The sequence below is a fragment of the Geodermatophilus sp. SYSU D01180 genome (assembly GCF_054050415.1).
Genome location: NZ_JBJGZH010000004.1, coordinates 86,430 through 106,987 on the forward strand (window position 1 = coordinate 86,430; position 20,558 = coordinate 106,987).

The 20,558-nt window shown below is 75.0% G+C and carries 18 protein-coding genes; 2 read left to right on the forward strand and 16 right to left on the reverse strand.

The annotated features are described in order from the left end of the window. Positions 1–70 precede the first annotated feature (70 nt). Positions 71–1,243 (forward strand): PQQ-dependent sugar dehydrogenase, encoded by a 1,173-nt coding sequence (locus ACI8AA_RS05525; RefSeq protein WP_457043505.1) that lies wholly within the window; start codon positions 71–73, stop codon positions 1,241–1,243. A 45-nt stretch (positions 1,244–1,288) separates the two neighbouring features. Here the strand turns inward: ACI8AA_RS05525 and gatB are convergent, their stop codons facing one another. The 4 genes from gatB to gatC are packed head-to-tail and all read right to left on the reverse strand — an operon-like array spanning position 1,289 to position 4,786. Then, positions 1,289–2,788, reverse strand: a complete 1,500-nt coding sequence (gatB, locus tag ACI8AA_RS05530; protein WP_457043506.1) for an Asp-tRNA(Asn)/Glu-tRNA(Gln) amidotransferase subunit GatB — start codon at positions 2,786–2,788, stop codon at positions 1,289–1,291. After that, on the reverse strand, positions 2,785–2,967 hold the full coding sequence (locus tag ACI8AA_RS05535) for a hypothetical protein (protein ID WP_457043507.1): 183 nt from the start codon (positions 2,965–2,967) through the stop codon (positions 2,785–2,787). The genes gatB and ACI8AA_RS05535 overlap by 4 nt, the downstream gene beginning before the upstream one ends. After that, a complete protein-coding gene (gene gatA, locus ACI8AA_RS05540) occupies positions 2,964–4,460 on the reverse strand; it encodes an Asp-tRNA(Asn)/Glu-tRNA(Gln) amidotransferase subunit GatA (RefSeq protein WP_457043508.1) in 1,497 nt (498 codons plus the stop codon). Before gatA ends, ACI8AA_RS05535 begins: the two co-directional genes overlap by 4 nt. After that, positions 4,457–4,786: an Asp-tRNA(Asn)/Glu-tRNA(Gln) amidotransferase subunit GatC gene (gene gatC / locus ACI8AA_RS05545; protein ID WP_457043509.1), complete on the reverse strand. Its 330-nt coding sequence runs from the start codon at positions 4,784–4,786 to the stop codon at positions 4,457–4,459. The genes gatA and gatC overlap by 4 nt, the downstream gene beginning before the upstream one ends. 185 nt (positions 4,787–4,971) lie before the next feature. On the opposite strand from gatC, the gene ACI8AA_RS05550 reads away from it, so the two are divergent. Continuing rightward, entirely contained in the window at positions 4,972–5,640 is a 669-nt protein-coding gene (locus ACI8AA_RS05550; RefSeq protein WP_457043510.1) for an ACT domain-containing protein, read from the forward strand. Between the two features lies 1 nt (position 5,641). On the opposite strand, the gene ligA is transcribed toward ACI8AA_RS05550, so the two are convergent. The 12 genes from ligA to ACI8AA_RS05610 form a co-directional block, all read right to left on the reverse strand. Beyond that, positions 5,642–7,792 (reverse strand): NAD-dependent DNA ligase LigA, encoded by a 2,151-nt coding sequence (ligA, locus tag ACI8AA_RS05555; protein ID WP_457043511.1) that lies wholly within the window; start codon positions 7,790–7,792, stop codon positions 5,642–5,644. A gap of 58 nt (positions 7,793–7,850) precedes the next feature. Next, complete coding sequence (locus tag ACI8AA_RS05560) at positions 7,851–8,879, reverse strand: methionine synthase (RefSeq protein WP_457043512.1); 1,029 nt, start codon at positions 8,877–8,879, stop codon at positions 7,851–7,853. Positions 8,880–8,943: 64 nt separating this feature from the next. Next, positions 8,944–10,830 carry a bifunctional metallophosphatase/5'-nucleotidase gene (locus ACI8AA_RS05565; protein ID WP_457043513.1) on the reverse strand — a complete coding sequence of 629 codons (1,887 nt, stop codon included), beginning with the start codon at positions 10,828–10,830 and terminating at the stop codon, positions 8,944–8,946. A 165-nt stretch (positions 10,831–10,995) separates the two neighbouring features. Beyond that, positions 10,996–12,063 carry a tRNA 2-thiouridine(34) synthase MnmA gene (gene mnmA / locus ACI8AA_RS05570; RefSeq protein ID WP_457043514.1) on the reverse strand — a complete coding sequence of 356 codons (1,068 nt, stop codon included), beginning with the start codon at positions 12,061–12,063 and terminating at the stop codon, positions 10,996–10,998. Between the two features lie 5 nt (positions 12,064–12,068). Further along, entirely contained in the window at positions 12,069–13,250 is a 1,182-nt protein-coding gene (locus ACI8AA_RS05575) for a cysteine desulfurase family protein (protein WP_457043515.1), read from the reverse strand. A 113-nt stretch (positions 13,251–13,363) separates the two neighbouring features. Continuing rightward, positions 13,364–14,329 carry an electron transfer flavoprotein subunit alpha/FixB family protein gene (locus ACI8AA_RS05580; protein ID WP_457043516.1) on the reverse strand — a complete coding sequence of 322 codons (966 nt, stop codon included), beginning with the start codon at positions 14,327–14,329 and terminating at the stop codon, positions 13,364–13,366. Between the two features lie 39 nt (positions 14,330–14,368). Continuing rightward, positions 14,369–15,148, reverse strand: coding sequence for an electron transfer flavoprotein subunit beta/FixA family protein (locus ACI8AA_RS05585; RefSeq protein WP_457043517.1), 780 nt, complete (start codon positions 15,146–15,148; stop codon positions 14,369–14,371). A 117-nt stretch (positions 15,149–15,265) separates the two neighbouring features. Continuing rightward, complete coding sequence (gene cds1, locus ACI8AA_RS05590) at positions 15,266–16,381, reverse strand: L-cysteine desulfhydrase Cds1 (RefSeq protein ID WP_457043518.1); 1,116 nt, start codon at positions 16,379–16,381, stop codon at positions 15,266–15,268. Positions 16,382–16,400: 19 nt separating this feature from the next. Then, complete coding sequence (locus ACI8AA_RS05595; RefSeq protein ID WP_457043519.1) at positions 16,401–17,501, reverse strand: ABC transporter ATP-binding protein; 1,101 nt, start codon at positions 17,499–17,501, stop codon at positions 16,401–16,403. Then, complete coding sequence (locus ACI8AA_RS05600) at positions 17,498–18,391, reverse strand: ABC transporter permease subunit (protein ID WP_457043520.1); 894 nt, start codon at positions 18,389–18,391, stop codon at positions 17,498–17,500. Before ACI8AA_RS05600 ends, ACI8AA_RS05595 begins: the two co-directional genes overlap by 4 nt. Beyond that, positions 18,388–19,311 (reverse strand): ABC transporter permease, encoded by a 924-nt coding sequence (locus tag ACI8AA_RS05605; RefSeq protein WP_457043521.1) that lies wholly within the window; start codon positions 19,309–19,311, stop codon positions 18,388–18,390. Before ACI8AA_RS05605 ends, ACI8AA_RS05600 begins: the two co-directional genes overlap by 4 nt. Further along, a complete protein-coding gene (locus ACI8AA_RS05610; RefSeq protein WP_457043522.1) occupies positions 19,287–20,438 on the reverse strand; it encodes an ABC transporter substrate-binding protein in 1,152 nt (383 codons plus the stop codon). Before ACI8AA_RS05610 ends, ACI8AA_RS05605 begins: the two co-directional genes overlap by 25 nt. Positions 20,439–20,558: the final 120 nt, after the last annotated feature.

Consider the following 20,558-nt stretch of genomic DNA (forward strand, 5'->3'; position numbering starts at 1 on the left):
CGCTGCGCGCGTGGCCGGACGGTGCCCGGCGTGCGGCTGCCGGCGGCGTTCCGCCCGTACTGTGGAGCGGGTGAGGCGGCAGCGGGGACGGCGCGGCGCCGCGGCGGGCTGCGCGGTCGCCCTGGCGCTCGTGCTCGCCGGGTGCGGCGAGGACGGCTACGAGCCGGCCGGGCCGTTCCGGCCGCTGCCCGAGGGGGCGCCGCCCGAGGTCGGGCCGCCCACCGAGTCCTCCCCCGCGCCCTCGCCCGGCGACCCGGCCGACCCCGGCTCGGGCACCACCGCCGGCGACCCGAACGTCGTCGCCACCGACCTGCTCGTGCCCACCGGGCTGGTCGTGCTGCCCGACGGCACCGCGGTCGTGGGCGAGCGCGAGACCGGCCGGCTGCTGCACGTCTTCCCCGACCGCTCGCCCGCGCAGGAGCTCATGGTCCTGCCGGGCGTGGACACCGGCGGCGACGGCGGGCTGCTGGGCCTGGCGCTGTCCCCCACGTTCGACGAGGACGGGCTGTTCTACGCCTACGTCTCGACGGCCACCGACAACCGCATCGTCCGCTTCCCGCTCGGCGGCACCCCGAACCCGGTGCTCACCGGCATCCCCCGCGGCGAGGTGCACAACGGCGGCGGGCTCGCGTTCGCCCCCGACGGCACGCTGTTCGTCGGCACCGGGGACACCGGCGACCCGGCGCTGGCGCAGGACCCGGCGTCGCTCGGCGGCAAGGTGCTGCACGTCGACGTGTTCGGCCAGCCCGCGACCGCCTCGGGCCCGGTCTACAGCCGCGGCTTCTCCGACGTCACGGCGGTCTGCCCGTCCGGCGACGAGGCGGGCACGCTCTACGCCGTCGACGAGTCCACCGCCGGGCCCGACGAGCTCAACGAGCTGGTCGAGGGCAGCGACCACGGCTGGCCGGCCGCGGGCCCCGGGACGATCGCGCCGCTGTTCGAGGTCGGCAACGCCGAGGGCGGCCTGGGCGGCTGCACCGCGGCGGGGACCACGGTGTTCCTCGGCGCCCTCGACGGGCAGCGGGTGCACGTCGTCCAGCTCGACGGCGACGGCGGGGTCAGCGAGGACCCGACCGAGCTCATCAGCGGGCGCTACGGCCGGCTGCGCACCGTCGTCCTCGACAGCGAGGGCGGGCTGTGGGTGACCACGTCCAACCGGGACGGCATCGGCGCCCCCGCCGAGGACGACGACAAGGTGCTGCGCATCCTGCCGCCGTCCTCGACCGGCTCCTCCCCCGTCTGAGGCCGCACCCCCGCGGACCTCCGCGGGGGGCTCCGGCCTCCGGCATCAGCCGCCGAGGACGCGCTCCTCGAGCATCCGCCGCACGGTCGGGGCGTCGGCCTGGCCGCGGGTGGCCTTCATGACCTGCCCGACCAGCGCGCCGAGCGCCTGGACCTTGCCCGAGCGCACCTTCTCCACGACGTCGGGGGCGCCGGCGATCGCGGCCTCGACGGCGGCGACGAGCTCGTCGGACTCCCCCATCACCGCCAGGCCGCGGGCCTCGACGACGGCGCGGGGGTCGCCCTCGCCGGCCAGGACGCCGTCGAGCGCCTGCCGGGCCAGCTTGTCGTTGATCGTGCCCTCGGTGACCAGCGTGGTCAGCTCGGCCACCTGGGCCGGGGTGACGGCGAGGTCGGCGAGCTCGACACCGGCGTCGTTGGCCCGGCGGGCGAGCTCGCCCAGCCACCACTTGCGGGCGTCGGCCGGCGTGGCGCCGGCGGCGACGGTCTGCTCGACCAGCCCGAGCGCCCCGGCGTTGACCAGCCAGGTCATCTCGGTGGCCGACAGGCCCCACTCCTCCTGCAGCCGGCGGCGGCGGGCGGCGGGCAGCTCGGGCAGCCCGGCGGCCAGCTTCTCCACCCACTCGGCGTCGGGCGCGAGCGGGACGAGGTCGGGCTCGGGGAAGTACCGGTAGTCGGTCGCCTCCTCCTTGCTGCGGCCCGGCGAGGTGCTGCCGGTGTCCTCGTGGAAGTGCCGGGTCTCCTGCAGCACCCGCCCGCCGGCGTCGAGGACGGCGGCCTGCCGGCGCATCTCGTAGCGCACCGCCCGCTCCACCGACCGCAGCGAGTTGACGTTCTTGGTCTCGGTGCGGGTGCCCCACTCCAGGCTGCCGATCGGCGCGAGCGAGGTGTTCACGTCGCAGCGCAGGCTGCCCTGCTCCATCCGCACGTCCGAGGCGCCGAGGGTCTGGATGATCTCGCGCAGCTCGGTGACGTAGGCGCGGGCGACCTCGGGGGCCTTGGCGCCGGCGCCGGCCACGGGGCGGGTGACGATCTCCACCAGCGGGATGCCGGCCCGGTTGAAGTCGACCAGCGAGTGGTCGGCGCCGTGGATGCGGCCGGTGGCGCCGCCGACGTGCAGGTTCTTGCCGGTGTCCTCCTCGAGGTGCACCCGCTCGATCTCCACGCGGTAGGTCTCGCCGTCCACCTCGACGTCGAGGTGCCCGGCGGTGCACAGCGGCTCGTCGTACTGGCTGGTCTGGAAGCCCTTCGGGATGTCCGGGTAGAAGTAGTTCTTCCGGGCGAAGCGCGACCAGGACGCGATCCGGCAGCCCAGCGCCAGGCCGATCCGGATGGTCGACTCGACGGCGGCGGCGTTGGCCACCGGCAGCGAGCCGGGCAGGCCGAGGCAGACCGGGCAGGTCTGGGTGTTGGGCTCGGCGCCGAACGTCGTCGAGCAGCCGCAGAACATCTTCGACTCGGTGCCCAGCTCGACGTGGGTCTCCAGGCCGATCACCGGCTCGTAGCGGGTGAGGACGTCGTCGAGGTCGACGAGAGACTCGGTCACGGGGTGGGCCCTCCCTTCGGGGTGGTGCTGCGGCCGGTGACCCAGGCACCGAGGCCGGTCAGCACGCCCAGGACGATGAAGACGGCGAAGACGGCCCGGCCGGTGGTCAGCCACAGCACCAGCCCGGCGAGGACGACGAACGCGGTCAGGCCCCAGGCGGCCTTGAGCGCGCCGTTCACGCGGCACGCTCCGGGAGCCGGTCGGCGAGCGGCGCGCCCTGGGCGGCCTCGACGGCGGCGGCGACGCGGTAGCAGCGGTCGTCGGACAGCGCCGGCGCCATCACCTGCAGGCCGACCGGCAGCCCCTCGGACAGCCCGCACGGCACCGAGATGGCCGGGACGCCGGCCAGGCTCGCGGGCAGCGTGCACAGGTCGGCGGCGTACATGGCCAGCGGGTCGTCGACGCGGGCGCCCAGCGGCCAGGCCACCGTCGGGCTGGTCGGGCTGACCAGCACGTCGACGCCGCCGTCGAAGGCGGCGGAGAAGTCGCGGGTGATCAGCGAGCGGACCTTCTGCGCCTGGCCGTAGTAGGCGTCGTAGTAGCCCGCCGACAGCGCGTAGGTGCCGAGGATGATCCGGCGCTTGACCTCGGCGCCGAAGCCCTGCTCGCGGGTGAGCGCCATGACCTCGTCGATGTCGCGGGTGCCGTCGTCGCCGACCCGGATGCCGAAGCGCATGCCCTCGAAGCGGGCCAGGTTCGACGACGCCTCGCTCGGCGCGATCAGGTAGTACGCCGGCAGGGCCAGCCCGAACGAGGGGCAGGACACCTCGCGCACCTCGGCGCCGGCCGCCTCCAGCAGGGCGACCGCCTCGGCGAAGCGCTCGAGCACGCCGGCGTCGTAGCCCTCGTGCGCGCCCTCGCCGCCCAGCTCCCGGACGACGCCGACCCGCAGGCCGGACAGGTCGCCGCCGGCGCCGCGGCGGGCGGCCTCGACGACGGTGGGCACCGGGGCGTCGATGCTCGTGGAGTCGCGCGGGTCGTGGCCGCCGATCGCCTCGTGCAGCAGGGCGGCGTCCATGACCGTGCGGGCCATCGGGCCGGCCTGGTCGAGGCTGGAGGAGAACGCGATCAGCCCGTAGCGCGACACGGAGCCGTAGGTGGGCTTGTGGCCGACCAGGCCGGTGACCGCCGCGGGCTGGCGGATCGAGCCGCCGGTGTCGGTGCCGAGCGCGAACGGGGCGAGCCGGCCGGCCACCGCGGCGCTGGAGCCACCCGACGAGCCGCCGGGGATGCGGTCGCGGTCCCACGGGTTGCGGGTGACCTGGTACGCGGAGTTCTCGGTGGACGAGCCCATCGCGAACTCGTCCATGTTGGTCTTGCCGAGCAGCACCGTGCCGGCCTCGTGCAGCCGGGTGGCGACGGTGGCCGAGTACGGCGGGCGCCAGCCCTCGAGGATCCGCGAGCCGCTGGTGGTGGGCACGCCCTCGGTGACGAAGACGTCCTTGAGCGCCACCGGGATGCCGGCGAGGCCCGTGCCGGCGGTGCCCGAGGCGTCGATCTCGCCGGCCCGCCGCAGCGCGGCCTCGGCGTCGACGTGCAGGTAGGCGCCGAGGTCGCCGTCCTCGGCGGCGATCCGGTCCAGGTGGGCGCGGGTGACCTCGACGGCGGAGGTCTCGCCGGCGGCGAGCGCGCTCTGCAGCGCGGTGACCGGCAGCCCGGTGAGGTCGCTCACTCCTCCTCCCCCAGGATGCGCGGCACGCGGAACCGGTCGTCCTCGGCGGCGGGCGCGCCGGCCAGGACGGCCTCGCGCGGCAGGCACGGGGTGGCGACGTCGTCGCGCAGCACGTTGGTCAGCGGGACGGCGTGGGTCATCGGGGCGACGTCCTCGACGTCGGCGCGCTGCACCTGGGCCACCGCGTCGAGGACCGCACCCAGCTGGCCGGCGAAGCGGTCGAGCTCCTCGTCGGTGACGGCCAGCCGGGCCAGTCGCGCGAGGTGCGCGATGTCCTGGCGGCCGAGGGCGGGCGACGCTCCGCGGTCGGGCGTGGTGGGGCTCATGCTGGGAGAGGACTCCTGTCGTCGGCGCCGGCCGGCGCCAGGGACGCAACCTGTTCACTGTACGTGGGGCGGGTGCGGCGCCGGTCCGGCCGGGCGCGGTGCTCGACCCGGGGCCGCGCATGCGGGAAGCTGCTCGGACCACGATCGACGGAGATCGGCTCACCTCGTCGCCTGCGGAGGCACCCGTGTCCTATCTCCTGCGGCTGGTCGTGCCCGACCGCCCCGGTCTGCTCGGTGCGGTGGCGACCGCCCTGGGCACGGCGGGCGTCGACATCGTCTCGGTGGACGTGCTGGAGCGCGGCGGGGGTGTCGCCGTCGACGACGTCGTGGTCGACCTCCCGCCCGGCCGGCTGCCGGACAGCCTGATCACCGCCGTGCAGTCGGTGCCCGGCGTGCAGGTGGAGACGCTGCGCCCCTTCGCCGGGCCGCTGGACACCCACCGCGAGCTCGACCTGCTCGAGGGGCTGGCGCGGGCGGCCGAGGGCACCGCGGTCAAGCTGCTGGCCGCCGAGCTGCCGCGGGTGTTCCACAGCGGCTGGGCCGCGGTGCTGCACGCCGACGGCGACGGCGGCTGCGAGGCGCTGGCCGCCTCCGACGCGGCGCCGGCGTTCGAGGGCATGCGGCCGCCGTGGCTGCCGCTGCCCTCGCCGCGGCTGCTGCCCAGCGAGGACGACTGGCTGCCCGAGCGCTGGCGGGAGATGGCCGTCGAGATGATGGCCGCGCCGTTCGGCGACCCGCGCACCGCCGTCGTCCTGGGGCGCTCGGGCGGGCCCGCCTACCGCCGGTCGGAGCTGCTGCGGCTGACCCACCTCACCGGGATCGCGGCGAGCGTCGCCCACCTGCCGCCGGCCTGACTCACTCCGCCGCCGGCTCGCTCCCGTCGCCGGTGGTCGCGACGGCGCGGGCGGCCTCGGGGCCCTCCTCGAGCAGCACGCGCAGGCCGTCGTCGTCGAGGATCGGCGCCTTGACCTGCACGGCCTTGTCGTACTTGCTGCCGGGGTCGGCGCCCACCACCACGAAGCCGGTCTTCTTCGACACCGAGCCGGTCACCTTGCCGCCGCGCGCCTGGATGGCGGCGATCGCCTGGTCGCGGCTGTGGTCCCGCAGCGAGCCGGTGACGACGACGGTGACGCCGGTCAGCGGCCCGGGCGGGGCGTCCTCGCCGGCGTCGGCCAGCTTCACGCCGGCCCGGCGCCACTTCTCCACGACCTCGCGGTGCCAGTCGACGGCGAACCAGTCGCGCACCGAGCGGGCGATGGTGGGGCCCACGCCGTCGGCGGCGGCGAGCTCCTCCTCCGACGCCTCGGCGATCCGGTCCAGCGAGCGGAAGTCGCGGGCCAGCGCCTGCGCGGCGGTCGGGCCGACGTGCCGGATCGACAGCCCGACCAGCACCCGCCACAGCGGGACGTCCTTGCGCGACTGCAGGTTGGCCAGCAGCCGCTGCCCGTTGGCCGAGAGGTTGCCGTCCTTCCTCGTGAAGAAGGACGTGCGGCAGAGCTTCTCCTCGGTCAGGTCGAAGACGTCGCCCTCGTCCTCGAGCAGATGCTCGGCCAGCAGCGCGATCGCGGCCTCGTAGCCGAGCACCTCGATGTCGAAGGCCCCGCGCCCGGCGACGTGGAACACCCGCTCCCGCAGCTGCGCGGGGCAGGACCGCGCGTTGGGGCAGCGGATGTCGGCGTCGCCCTCCTTCTCGTGCCGCAGCTCGGTGCCGCACTCGGGGCAGTGCGTCGGCATGACGAACTCGGTCTCGTCGCCGGTGCGCGCGGCGACCACCGGCCCGAGGACCTCGGGGATGACGTCGCCGGCCTTGCGGATGACGACCGTGTCGCCGATGAGCACGCCCTTGCGCTTGACCTCGCTGGCGTTATGCAGCGTGGCCAGCTGCACGGTGGAGCCCGCGACCTTGACCGGCTCCATGTAGGCGAACGGCGTGACGCGGCCGGTGCGCCCGACGTTGACCCGGATGTCGAGGAGCTTGGTGGTGGCCTCCTCCGGCGGGTACTTGAACGCGATCGCCCAGCGCGGCGCGCGCGACGTCGAGCCGAGCCGCCGCTGGAGCGCGACCTGGTCGACCTTGACGACGACGCCGTCGATCTCGTGCTCCACCGAGTGCCGCTGCTCGCGGTAGCGCTCGACGTAGGCCCACACCGCCTCGAGGTCGTCGACCACCGCGAACCGGTCGCTCACCGGCAGGCCGAGCGCGCGCAGCCGCTCGTAGGCCTCCGACTGCCGCTCCGGCTCGAAGCCGCGCCGCGCGCCGAGGCCGTGCACCACCAGCCGCAGCGGCCGGGAGGCGGTGACCCGCGGGTCCTTCTGCCGCAGCGAGCCCGCCGCGGCGTTGCGCGGGTTGGCGAACGGCGGCTTGCCCTGCTCGACCATGCCGGCGTTGACGTCGGCGAAGGCGGCCGTCGGGAAGTAGATCTCGCCGCGGACCTCGAGCAGCGCGGGGACGTCGTCGCCGGTGAGCTGCTGCGGGACGTCGGCCATCGTGCGCACGTTGGGGGTGACGTCCTCCCCCGTCGTCCCGTCGCCGCGGGTGGCCGCGCGGACCAGCCGGCCGTCCTCGTAGACCAGGGCGACCGCGACGCCGTCCACCTTGAGCTCGCACAGCCAGCGCACGCCCGCCCCGGCGTCGCGGGTGACCCGGCCGGCCCAGGCCGCCAGCTCGTCGCCGTCGAAGACGTTGTCCAGGCTCTGCATGCGCTCGAGGTGCTGGACCGGGGCGAAGGTGGCGGTGAACCCGCCGTTGACCTTCTGGCTCGGGGAGTCCGGCGTGACCAGCGCCGGGTGGTCGGCCTCGATGGCCTTGAGCTGGGCCATGAGCTCGTCGTACTGGCCGTCGCTGACGAGCGGCTCGTCGCGCACGTAGTACGCGAAGGCGTAGCGGTCGAGTTCCTCGGACAGGTCGCGGTGGCGCGTGCGCGCGTCGTCGGGGACCTCGGTGAGGTCCTCCCGGTCGGCGACCGCGGCGACCTGCGGGGTGTCCAGCTCGGCGTCCGTGCTCACGCGGGCACGGTATCCGCCGGGGGTGACTCCGACGCCGGTCTGCCCGATCGGGTGTCGGTCACTCCGGCAGCAGGTACCGCGCGGCCTCCCGGACGTGGGTCATGACCGCCCGCGCGTACGCGGGGCTGGCGCCGGCCAGCCCGCAGGCCGGGGTGAGGGTGACCGCCTCGTGCAGCGACTCGGCCGGGAAGCCGAGCTCGCGCCACCAGGCGCGCAGCCGCGAGGCGGTGGCCTTCGGCGCGGGCAGCGGCGCGTCGGTCCCGGGGACGACGCCGGGCAGCAGGTGGGTGCCGGCCTCGACGGCGGCGCCGACGGCGTCGAGGTCCTGGACCAGCCCGAGGTCGAACGACAGCCCGGCCGCGCCCGCGGCGCGCAGCAGGTCCAGCGGCGCCCGGTTGGCGCAGCAGTGCACGACCACCGGGCCGGGCAGCGCGGCCACGACGGCGGCGAGCTCCGCCTCGACGTCGGGCGCGGCGACGGCGGGCAGCCGGCCGAAGCCGCTCGCCGTCGGCAGCGCGCCCTGCAGGACCGCCGGCAGCGAGGGCTCGTCGAGCTGGACCACGACCCGGGCGCCGGGCACGCGCGCGGTCACGGCCGCGACGTGCGCGGCGATGCCCTCGGCCAGCGACTGCCCGAGGTCGCGCCGGGCGCCGGCGTCGACGACGGCCCGCTCGCCGCGCTCCCGCTCGAGACCGGCGGCCAGAGTCCACGGGCCGGTGGCCTGGACCTTGAACGGGCCGCGGTGGTCGCCGGCGACGTCGTGCAGGGCGTCGAGGTCGCGGGCGAGGAACTCCTGGGCGCGGCGCAGGTCCGTGCCGGGGCGCGGCACGAGGCGCCAGCCGGCGGGGGTCAGGTCGACGGCGAGGTCGACGAGGAGGGCGGCGCTGCGGCCGAGCAGGTCGGCGCCCGCGCCGCGGGCGGGCAGCTCGGGCAGGTGCGGCAGGCCGGGCAGCTCGCCCAGGACGACCCGCAGGGCCTCGGCCGGGTCGGTGCCGGGCAGCGACCCGACGCCGGAGGCCGGCCCCCACGGTGCGGGAGCCGGCCTCGGGTCGGTGCTGGTCGGGTCGGGCTCGGTCGGGGTGGCCACGGCGGCGACGGTAGTACCGCCGCCGCCGTGACCGGCCGCGCCCGGGGATGCGTCGGTCAGACGGTCAGCAGGGCTTGCGGCCGCTGAGGTCGTCGTCGTACGTGTTGGCCGGGTCGAGCGACACGGCACGGTCCAGCGCCGGCGGGGTGACCGGGGTGGTCTGCGCCGCCACGTACGCGTTGAACGCGTCGACGTCGTTCGGCCCGGTGGCCACGGTGGCGCCGGCCGGACGGCCGCTGACGAAGGCGCCGAAGGAGTCACCACCGGCGATCAGGAAGGAGTTCGCCACGACCGTGTACGTGGCGTTCAGGTCCAGCGGCTGGCCGCCGATCCGGATCGACGCCGGGTCGACCCGGCTGCCGGCCGGCAGGCGCGGGTCGAAGGAGTACGTCAGTCCGGACACCGACAGCTGCAGGAAGCTCGGCGAACCGCTGCGGACCGCCCACTGCTGCTCGAGGACCTGCTCGATGCCGGCGCCGGTCAGCTGGACGGTGTTGACCGTGTTGCTGAACGGCTGGACGGCGAAGGTCTCGGCGTAGGTGATCGTCCCGCTCGGGTCGGCCGGGCCGGAGGAGGCGCAGTTGATGTCGGCTCGCAGACCACCCGGGTTCATGAACGCGACGTCGGCGCCGGCGATTGCCGCCCGCTGCGCGTCCGCCACCAGGTTGCCCAGCGCGGACTCGGAGTCCCGCACCGGTTGACCGGACCGGTAGGCGCGATCCAGGTCCGCCGTCTGCCGGCCGACCGGGACGTTGCCGGCCTCGGCCGCGCGCGCCTCCCAGTAACTGACGATCGACTGGACCGCCGGGTCCGGCGAGGTCTGGCGCACCGGCACGTTGGTTGCGGTCGCGGTCGACCGGATGACGTCACCGTCGCTGCCGACGCGGAACCGGATGTCGGTCAGCGCCTTGCCGTAGAACCCGGCCTGAGTGACCAGGCGGGGGTTGCCGGCCGGATCGGGCAGCACGCAGTCGTAGGGCACGTGGGTGTGCGCGCTGATGATGACGTCGACCGCCGGGGCGACGGCGGCGTTGATCGCACCGATCGGGGTGCCGGCCATGTTCCCGACGCAGCGGTCGTAGCCAGCGCCGGTGCCCTGGGTGCCGCCCTCGTGCACCATCACGACGATCGCCTGCACGCCCTGGGCCTGCAGCTCGCGGGCGTAGCGGTTGATCGCGGTCGCCTCGTCGCCGAACGTGAGGCCCTCGATGCCGGAGGCGTCGACGATGTTCGGGGTGTCGTCCGTGACGACACCGATCAAGCCGACGCGCTTGTTGCCGGTGGTCTGCACGACCTCGTACGGCGGGAGGATCGGCTTCCCCGTGGCCGTGTCGGTGACGTTCGCCGCGAGGTAGGGGAACTGGGCGCCCTCGAACGCGTGCTCGCCCGCACCGAAGCACCCGTCGACGCCTGGGACGATCCCCTCGCAGGCGCTGACGTCGTCGGAGAACCGGCCGTCGGTGGCGCCGGAGATGCGGTACAGCTCCTCCTGGCCGCGGTCGAACTCGTGATTGCCGACGGCGGAGAAGTCGAGGCCGAGGGCGTTGAGCACCTCGATGGTCGGCTCGTCCTTGAAGACGCTGGAGTTGAACGGGGACGCGCTGACGAGGTCACCGGCGCCGACGAAGAACGTGTTCCTCTCGGGGCCACCCCAGTCCTCGCGGACGTCGGCGAGGGTGGTCGCGATGTTGGCCGCACCACCGACCTTGTCGACGACGTTGTCCGCCGCCGTGGCGTAGTCCCCGTCGGGACCCGGCGAGGTGGTGAGCTCGCCGTCACCGCCGGACTGCGGGCTGATCCGGCCGTGGAAGTCGTTCATGGCGACCAGCTGGACGGGCAGGCCGCCGTTGCCGCTGCCGGGTGCCGCCTGGGCGGCGGCCGGGACGGCCAGCAGGCCGGCCGTGGTGGCGGCCGCGAGGGCGGTCGCCAGCGTGGAGCGCGTTGGGCGCAAGGAGTCCTCCGGAGGACATGCGGAGCAGGCCACCGGAGACGATGGCCCGGGCGGGGGTGGCGAGCCGAGCTGTGTAGCCGTGCTCAGGAAGTGGCTCGGACGACACGGTAGGTGACGGACGGTTCCGACACCAGGTCCCCCGGGTGACGATCAGGTGACCGGCGATCAGCCGCTGACGGTCCCCTGACCGAGCACCAGGTCGCCCCGCTCGGGATCGGGCGAGTAGAGGACGGCCGACTGCCCGGGCGCGACGCCGCGCTGCGCCTCGTCCAGCGCGATGACCAGGCCGCCGTCGGGACCGGCGGTCACCGTGCACGGGACGGCGGTGGCGTGCGCCCGCAGCTGCACCTCCGCGCGCAGCGGGAGCTCCGGCGCCGCCCCGGTCCACGTCGGCCGGCCGGTGCGCACCTCGGCGACGCCGGCGAGCTCGGCGGTCCCCACGGTCACGGTCCGGGTGACCGGCTCGATGGACAGCACGTAGCGGGGCCGCTGGTCGCCGACGGCGATGCCCAGCCCGCGCCGCTGCCCGACGGTGAACCCGTGCGTGCCCTCGTGCGTGCCGACGGTGGCGCCGGTGGCGGCGTCGACGACCGGCCCGGGCGCCGTCCCCAGCCGCCGGGTGAGGAAGCCGCGGGTGTCGCCGTCGGGGATGAAGCAGATGTCGTGCGAGTCGGGCTTGGTGGCGACGGCGAACCCGCGCTCGGCGGCGATCGCGCGCACCCGCTCCTTGGTCATCGAGCCCAGCGGGAACACCGCCCCCGCCAGCTGGCCGGGGGTGAGCACGCCGAGCACGTAGGACTGGTCCTTGGCCGCGTCCACCGAGCGGCGCAGCCGGCCGTCCGCCAGCCGCGCGTGGTGGCCGGTGACGACGGCGTCGAAGCCCAGCGCCAGCGCCCGGTCGAGCACCGCGGTGAACTTGATCTTCTCGTTGCACCGCAGGCACGGGTTGGGCGTGCGGCCGGCGGCGTACTCGGCGACGAAGTCCTCGACGACGTCCTCGGTGAAACGCTCGGCGAGGTCCCAGACGTAGAACGGGATGCCGAGCTCGTCGGCGACCCGCCGGGCGTCGTGGGCGTCCTCGACGCTGCAGCAGCCGCGGGCGCCGCTGCGCAGCGTCTGCCGGTCCGGCGAGAGCGCGAGGTGCACCCCGGTGACGTCGTGGCCGGCGTCGACCGCCAGCGCCGCGGCGACCGCGCTGTCCACTCCCCCGCTCATCGCGGCGAGCACGCGCACCGCCGTCACCTCCCCGCCCCGCGGGCGCGCTCGACCACGGGGGCGATCACGGCCAGCAGCGCGTCGACGTCGGCGCCGGTGCTCGGCGAGCCCAGGCTGAACCGCAGCGAGCTGCGCGCCCGGGCGGCGTCGGCGCCGACGGCGGTGAGCACGTGGCTGGGCCGGGCCACCCCGGCGCTGCACGCCGACCCGGTCGAGCACTCGATGCCGCGGGCGTCGAGCAGCATGAGCAGCGCGTCGCCCTCGGCTCCGGGGAAGGACAGGTGCGCGTTGCCGGGGAGCCGGCCCGGCCCGCCGGCGACGACGTCCTCCAGCGGGGCGCCGTTGAGCTCGACGTCGGGGACCTGCTCGAGCACCCCGGCCACCAGCCGGTCGCGCAGCGCGGCCAGCCGGGCGGCGCGCTCGGGCCGGGAGCCGGCGGCGGTGGTCACGGCGACGGCAAGACCGACGATGGCCGCCACGTCGAGGGTGCCCGAGCGGACGTCGCGCTCCTGCCCGCCGCCGTGCAGCAGCGGCATGCACTCGGCGTCGCGGCGCAGCAGCAGCACGCCGGCGCCCATCGGGCCGCCGAGCTTGTGGCCGGTCATGGTGAGCGCGTCGACGCCGCTGGCGGCGAAGTCCACCGGCACCTGCCCGACGGCCTGCACCGCGTCGGTATGCAGCGGCACCCCCGCCGCGTGCGCCACCTGCGCCAGCGCGGCGACGTCGCTGACCGTGCCGATCTCGTTGTTGGCCCACATGACGCTGGCCATCGCGACGTCGGTGCCGTCGCCCAGCGCCTCGGCCAGCGCGTCCGGCGTCACCCGCCCGGTGGGCTCCAGGCGCAGCCAGGTGACCTCCGCGCCCTCGTGCTTGGCCAGCCACTCGGCGCTGTCGAGGACGGCGTGGTGCTCGGCGGGGCTCACCACGAGCCGCCGCCGGCGCGAGTCGGCCTCCCGCCGCGCCCAGTACAGGCCCTTCACCGCGAGGTTGTCGCTCTCGGTGCCACCGCCGGTGAACAGCACCTCCGACGGGCGGGCGCCCAGCGCCTCGGCCAGCCGCTCCCGGGACTGCTCGGCGGCCCGCCGCGCGGCCCGGCCGCTGGCGTGCAGCGAGGAGGCGTTGCCCACCCGGCCGAGCTGCTCGGTCATCGCGGCCAGGACCTCGGGGAGCACCGGCGTGGTCGCCGCGTGGTCGAGGTAGGTCACTCCGCCCAGGTTAGTCGCGCACGACGGACTCGCCCGGGTGACGCCGGTGACCCCGGAACGCCGACGGGCGCCGACCCCCGGAGGGGATCGGCGCCCGTCGGACGTGAGCGGGATCAGCCGCGGCGGGCCGCGATCTTCTCGGTGGCGGCCGGGACGACCTGGAACAGGTCGCCGACGACGCCGAAGTCGGCCAGCTCGAAGATCGGGGCCTCGGGGTCCTTGTTGACGGCCACGATGGTCTTCGAGGTCTGCATGCCGGCGCGGTGCTGGATCGCGCCGGAGATGCCGACGGCGATGTAGAGCTGCGGCGAGACGGTCTTGCCGGTCTGCCCGACCTGGAAGCTGTGCGGGTAGAAGCCGGAGTCGACCGCGGCGCGGGAGGCACCGACGGCGGCGCCGAGCGAGTCGGCCAGGGCCTCGATGATCGAGAAGTTCTCCGCGCTGGCCACACCGCGGCCACCGGAGACGACGATCGAGGCCTCGGTCAGCTCGGGCCGGTTGCTCTTCTGCTCCACGACCCGGTCGACCACGCGGGTCTGCTTCGCCTGGTCGGACAGGCTGACCTCGACCGGGACCTCCTCGCCGGCGGCGGGGGCGGGCTCGGGGGTGACCGAGTTGCCGCGCAGCGTGTAGACCGGCGTGCCGGTCGTCACCTTCGAGTGCACGATCTGCTGGCCGGCGAAGACCACCTGGGTGGCGGTGCCGTCGGCGGCGATCTCGCTGACGTCGGTCAGGAAGCCGCTGCCGGTCTTGAGCGCCAGCCGTGCGGCGATCTCCCGGCCCTCCGGGGAGGACGGGATGACGACGGCGGCCGGGGACGCCTGCTGCACCAGCTGGGCCAGCACCTCGGCCTTGGGGGCGACGAGGTACTCGTCGATCTCCGGGGACTCGGCGACGTAGACCTTCGCCGCGCCGTACTGGGCGAGCTGCTCGCGGGCGCCGGCGGCGACGCCGGGGCCGCCGGCGACGACCGCCGAGACCTCACCCAGCGCGCGTGCGGCGGTGAGTGCCTCGAGGGTGCCCTTGCGGACGGTGCCGTCGGCCGGGTTCAGCTCGACGAGGACCAGGACCTCTGCCATGGCTGTTCAGTCTCCTCTTCGCTTCGGATCCGGGCCGGGTCAGACGAGCTTCTGGCCGGCGAGGAAGCCCACGAGCTCCTCGGCGCCGTTGCCCTCGTCGGTGACCTTGACGCCCTCGCCCTTCGGCGGGCGGCCGGCGAAGTCGAGGACCTGGCTGGTGGCGGTGCCGAGGCCGACGGCCGAGGCGTCCACGCCCAGGTCGGCCAGGGACCGGCTCTCCACCGGCTTCTTCTTCGCGGCCATGATCCCCTTGAAGGAGGGGTAGCGCGGCTCGTTGATGGTGTCCCAGGTGGACACGATGGCCGGCAGCGGGGCCTCCAGGGCCCAGTAGCCGCCGTCGGTCTGCCGCTCCACCTTCACCGTCGAGCCCTCGACGGTGAGCTTGCGGGCGCCGGAGACCTGCGGGATGCCCAGCCGCTCGGACAGCAGCGCCGGCATGACGCCCATCTGGCCGTCGGTCGACGTGGCGCCCATGAGCACCAGGTCGTACTCGAGCTGCTGCAGCGCCGCGGCGAGGACCGCCGAGGTCTGGATGGCGCACGAGCCGTGGATGGCGTCGTCCTGCACGTGGACGGCCTTGTCCGCGCCCATCGAGAGGGCCTTGCGGATGGCGTCGGTGGCGCTGCCGGGGCCGACGGTCAGCACCGTGACCTCACCGCCCTGCGCCTCCTTGACCTGCAAGGCCTCCTCGATCGCGTACTCGTCGATCTCGTTGATGACGTTGTCCGCGGTGGCGCGGGCGACGGTGTTGTCCGACGGGTCCAGCGAGCGCTGGGTGCCCGAGTCGGGGACCTGCTTGACCAGAACGACGATGTTCATCGCCAGACCTACCTCCGCAGTCGGTCATGGGGGACGCGGGCCGCGGCCCGCCTGGCTCCGATAGTGGAGGTTACTGCGGGGTAACGGGGCGGCGGACCGGGGTGCCGGTGAGCCCGGTCACGCCGTCCAGCGGCCGGTGGCGGTGAACTCCTCGAGGACCGCCCGGTGGGGCTCGAGGTCCAGTCCGTGCTCGGCCACCCAGACGTCGGAGTGGTAGGTGTGCGCGTACCGCTCCCCGCCGTCGCAGAGCAGGGTGACCACGCTGCCGGTCCGCCCCTCGGCGACCATCTCCGCGACCAGCCGGAACGCGCCCCACAGGTTGGTGCCGGTCGAGCCGCCGGCCAGCCGCCCGGTCACCCGCTCCAGGTGCCGCACGGCGGCCAGCGACGCGGCGTCGGGGACGCGGATCATCCGGTCGACCACCGACGGCAGGAACGACGGCTCGACCCGTGGCCGGCCGATCCCCTCGATCCGCGAGGGCATCCCCGTCGTCCAGGCCGGCTCGTCCTCCACCCAGCCGGGGAAGAACGCCGAGTTCTCCGGGTCGACGACGGCCAGCCGGGTGGGGTGCCGCCGGTAGCGCAGGTACCGGCCGAAGGTCGCGCTGGTGCCGCCGGTGCCCGCCCCGACGACGACCCACTCCGGCACCGGGTGGCGCTCCAGAGCCATCTGCTCGAACACCGACTCGGCGATGGTGTTGTTGCCGCGCCAGTCGGTGGCCCGCTCGGCGTTGCTGAACTGGTCGAGGTAGTGCCCGCCGCACTCGGCGGCCAGACGGCGCGCCTCGTCGTAGACGTCGGGGGCGCGGTCGACGAAGTGGCAGCGCCCGCCGGCGAACTCGATGAGCGCGACCTTCTCCGGGCTGGTCGAGGCGGGCATGACCGCGACGAACGGCAGGCCCAGCATCCGGGCGAAGTAGGCCTCGCTGACCGCCGTCGACCCGCTGGAGGCCTCGACGACGGTGCTGCCCTCGGTGATCCAGCCCGAGCACAGCGCGTGCAGGAACAGCGAGCGGGCCAGCCGGTGCTTGAGGCTGCCGGTCGGGTGCGTCGACTCGTCCTTGAGATAGAGGTCGACGCCCCACTCCGGGGGCAGCGGGTAGACGAGCAGGTGGGTGTCGGCGCTGCGCACCGCGTCGGCCTCGACGACGGCGATCGCCCGCTCCACCCACGCCCGCCCGGCGGGGTCGGACCGGTCGACGTCGCTGACCTCGGGCTCCGGGCGCTGGCTCACCCGGCCATCCTCGTGCACCTCAGCCGGCGGCCGGGTCCTCCCCCGCGGGCTCGACCAGGGCGGGGCGCTGGGCCGGGGTGACGGTGACCGCCGTCCCGGGCGTGAGGCCCTGGCTCGCGGCGCTGGGGACGTCGGCCTGCACCTCGACGCCGTCGGGCAGCGCGACCGCCAGGCGGGTGGTGGCGCCGGAGAACGTGCGGGTGACCACCCGGCCCACCCCGCGCGGGTCCTCGACGACCTCCAGCGCCTCGGGCCGCACCAGCGCGAACGCCGGGCCGGACGGCGGAGCGGCGCCGAGCACCTCGCGGCGCACGCCGAGGAAGTCGACGTCGCCGTCGCCGAGGACGGCCGGGATGCGGTTCATCGTGCCGACGAAGCCCGCCACGAACGCCGTCGCCGGGCGCTCGTAAAGCTCGTCGGGCGTGGCCACCTGCTCCAGCCGGCCGGCCCGCATGACGCCGACCCGGTCGGCCACCGACAGCGCCTCGGACTGGTCGTGGGTGACGAACACCGTGGTGATGCCCAGCTCCAGCTGGATGCGGCGGATCTCCTCGCGCAACTGCACGCGCACCTGGGCGTCGAGCGCCGACAGCGGCTCGTCGAGCAGCAGCACCTGCGGCGCCACGGCCAGCGCGCGGGCCAGCGCCACCCGCTGCTGCTGGCCGCCGGAGAGCTGGTGCGGGTAGCGGCCGCCGCGGTCGGCCAGCCCGACCAGCTCCAGCAGCTCCGCGGCCCGGCCGGCCCGCTCGGCCCTGTCCCGGCGGCGCACCCGCAGGCCGTAGGCGACGTTCTCGGCCACCGTCATGTTCGGGAAGAGGCTGTAGGCCTGGAACACCATGCCGACGTCGCGCTTCGACGGCGGGATGCCGGTGACGTCGCGGCGGTCGAACCAGACGCGGCCGGCGTCGGGGACCTCGAAGCCGGCGATCGCGCGCAGCGCCGTCGTCTTGCCGCAGCCCGAGGGCCCCAGCAGGGCGAGGAACTCCCCGCCCGCGACGTCCAGGTCCAGCCCGTCGAGGGCGAGCAGCGAGCCGTAGCGGCGGGTCAGCCCCTCCAGGCGGACGCCGACGCCGGGTGCCTCCCGGAGGTCGGCGGGGGCGGCGGCGCGGACGGCGGTCATGCGGGGTCCTCCTCGCGGCGCCGGCGGTCCAGCGCGGAGATGAGCAGCAGCAGCACCCAGGTCAGCAGCAGCGAGAGCACCGAGACGGCGACCGACAGCCGCGGCTGCGAGCCGGAGATGCGCACGATCCAGGTGGGGAAGGTCTCGAAGCCGAGGATGGCGGCGACGGTGAACTCCCCCAGCACCAGCGCCAGGGTGAGGAAGGCGGCGTTGAGCACCGCGGTCCGCAGCACCGGCAGCACGACCGAGGTCATCACCCGCGGCCAGGAGGCGCCGAGCACCCGCGCGGCCTCGGTGAGCGTGCGCAGCTGGGCGCCGCGGACGCCGGCGTCCAGGGCCCGGTAGACGAACGGCAGCGCCAGGACGACGTAGACGAGCACGAGGATCCAGGGCAGCGCCGGCTCCTGGAGCGCGAAGAACGCCTCGGCGAGCGGGGTGCCGTAGAAGTGGTCCGGCGCCCAGGCCAGCACGCTGCGCACGCCGACCACCAGCGCGATCGGCGGCAGCAGCAGCGGCACGAGGGTGAGGAACTCGACCAGCGGGCGCAGCCGCGGCAGCCGCAGCTCCACGAGCACCACCGTGGGCACCATGAGCAGCAGCGCGACGAGGACGGTCAGCGCCCCGAGCAGCAGCGAGCGGCCGAAGGTCTCGGCGAACCCCTCGGCGGTGGGGATGCCCGTGTAGGCGTCGGCGGTGACCCCGTCGCGGCCCCGGACGGTGAACCACACCGAGGCGCCCAGCGGCACGAGGAAGTACAGGCCGAGGACGGCGAACACCGCCCACCGCCACCGCCCCCGTCCGCGCTGGACGGACCGGACCGGGGTCTCCGGCTCCACCCCGCCGGCGCCCGTCACCGCCGCGGTGGAGACGCCGGCCGTCGTCGCGCTCACGCCAGCCACCGCGACGTGCGCCGCTGCACCCAGGTGTAGAAGACCATCACCAGCCCGACGAGGACGACCATCCCCAGGGCCAGCGCCTTGCCGAGGTTCTCCGCGCCGACGACGACGTTGCTCGACAGCGAGTCGGCGATCTGCAGCGTCACCAGCGGCAGGCTCGAGCCGACCAGCGCCTTGGCGGTGGCGTAGGCGGCGAACGCGGAGGCGAACAGCAGCATCGTGGCGCCGAGCACCGGCGGGGCGAGGACGGGCCCGCCGACGTGCCGCCAGTACTGCCAGCGGCTGGCGCCGAGGACGTCGGAGGCCTCCCGCCACTGCGGCCGCAGCGCCTCGACCGCGGGGACGATGGTCAGCACCATCAGCGGCACGAGGAAGTACAGGTAGACCAGGGCGAGGCCGGTCATCGAGTACAGCGAGAAGCCGTCGAGGCCGAGGGTGTCGGTCAGCAGGGCGGTGACCACGCCGGAGGTGCCGATGGTGGCGATGAAGGCGAAGGCGAGCGGGATGCCGCCGAAGTTGGCCAGCACGCCCGAGGCGGTGAGCACCAGGCGGCGCAGCGTCCGGCCGCGGCGGGTGCCGACCACGGCGAAGGCCAGCGCCAGGCCGAGCACCGCGCCCAGCACGGCGGTGACCGCCGACAGCCGCAGGCTGCCGAGGTACGCACGGGCGTAGGCGCCGCCGGTGACCGTGCCGATGTTCGCCGTCGACCAGCTCTCCTCGAAGGTGACCGGGTCGGTGGCGCGGAACGCCTCCACGGCCAGCACGCCGACCGGCAGCAGCAGGAACACCGCGACGTAGAGCAGGAAGGGCAGGACGCCCAGGACGGGCAGCAGGCCACCGCGCCGGCGCCCCGTGCGGGGCGCCGGCGCGGCGGCGGCGGGTGCGGTGCTCAGCCGGACATCTCCTGGTTCCACCGGGTGGCGACCACCTGCTGGGCGGCGCTCTCCTGCTCCTGGGTCGGGAAGTCCGCGGTGCCCTCGACCGGCGGCAGGGCGGCCAGCGCCTCGGCGTCGGCGGTCCCGGCCTCCTCCATCACCGGCAGCCGGACCGGCCGGGCGCCGCCCCTCAGCCAGATGTTCTGGCCCTCGTCGCTGTAGAGGAACTCCTGCCACAGCCGCGCGGCGGCCGGGTGCGGGGCGTAGGCGCTGACGGCCTGGCTGTAGTAGCCGCCGAAGAGCCCGTCGGTGGGGACGTTCACCTGCCACTCGACGCCCTGCTCGGCGAACGTCGCTGTCTGCGCGGCGTTGAGGTAGTCCCAGTCGATCGCCAGCGGCGTCTCACCGCTCTGGACGGTGGCCGGGGTGATCTCGACCGGGTTCCAGTTGCCGGCCTCCTTGACCTGGGCGAAGAAGTCGATGCCCGGGCCGATGTCGTCGAGGCTGCCGCCGCTGGCCAGCGACGCCGCCCAGACGCCGGCGAAGGCCGCCGCGGCCTGGGTCGGGTTGCCGTTGAGCGCGACCTGGCCGGCGTACTGCGGGTCGAGCAGGTCCGCGAAGGTCGTCGGGCACTCGGCGATCACGCTGGCGTTGCAGCCGATGGAGACGTAGCCGCCGTAGTCGTTGTACCAGTGGCCCTCCGGGTCCTTCTGGTCCTCGGGGATGTCGTCCCAGGTCTCCACCTGGTAGGGCGCGAGCAGGTCCTGGGCCTGCGCCTGGCGGGCGAAGGCGGTGCCGAGGTCGAGCACGTCGGGCGCCCGGTCCTGGCCGCGCTGGCTCTCGACGGCGTTGAGCTCGTCCTGGCTGGAACCGGTCGGGTTGGCCTCGTTGACCTCGATGCCGTACTTCTCGCTGAAGGTGTCGAGCATCTCGCCGTAGTTGGCCCAGTCGCGGGGCAGCGCGATGACGTTGAGGGCGCCCTCCTCCTGCGCGGCCTCGATCAGCGCGTCCATGCCGCCGAGGTCCTCGGCCGAGCGGGCACTGGCCGCGTCCGAGCCGCCGCCACCCCCTCCCGAGCCGCCGTCGTCGCCGCCGCCGCAGGCGGTCAGCACGAGGGTCGCGGCCGCCAGGACGGTCGCGCTCCTCAGGGTGGGGGTGGATCGCACGGGGGTCCTCCTCGGGAGCTGTCGGACGGGCCCTGCCGGCAGGGCGGTGTGCCGTGCGGGGGGCCCGACGGATGGTGACAGAACCGGACCGTCCGGAGGGCCGGTTCCGGTGACGGTCCG

Excerpts from the sequence above, each read along its gene's own strand:
- gatC (WP_457043509.1), bottom strand. The coding sequence starts at position 4,786 with ATGAGCCCCACCACGCCCGACCGCGGAGCGTCGCCCGCCCTCGGCCGC.
- ACI8AA_RS05585 (WP_457043517.1), bottom strand. The coding sequence starts at position 15,148 with ATGAACATCGTCGTTCTGGTCAAGCAGGTCCCCGACTCGGGCACCCAG.
- ACI8AA_RS05595 (WP_457043519.1), bottom strand. The coding sequence starts at position 17,501 with ATGACCGCCGTCCGCGCCGCCGCCCCCGCCGACCTCCGGGAGGCACCC.
- ACI8AA_RS05580 (WP_457043516.1), bottom strand. The coding sequence starts at position 14,329 with ATGGCAGAGGTCCTGGTCCTCGTCGAGCTGAACCCGGCCGACGGCACC.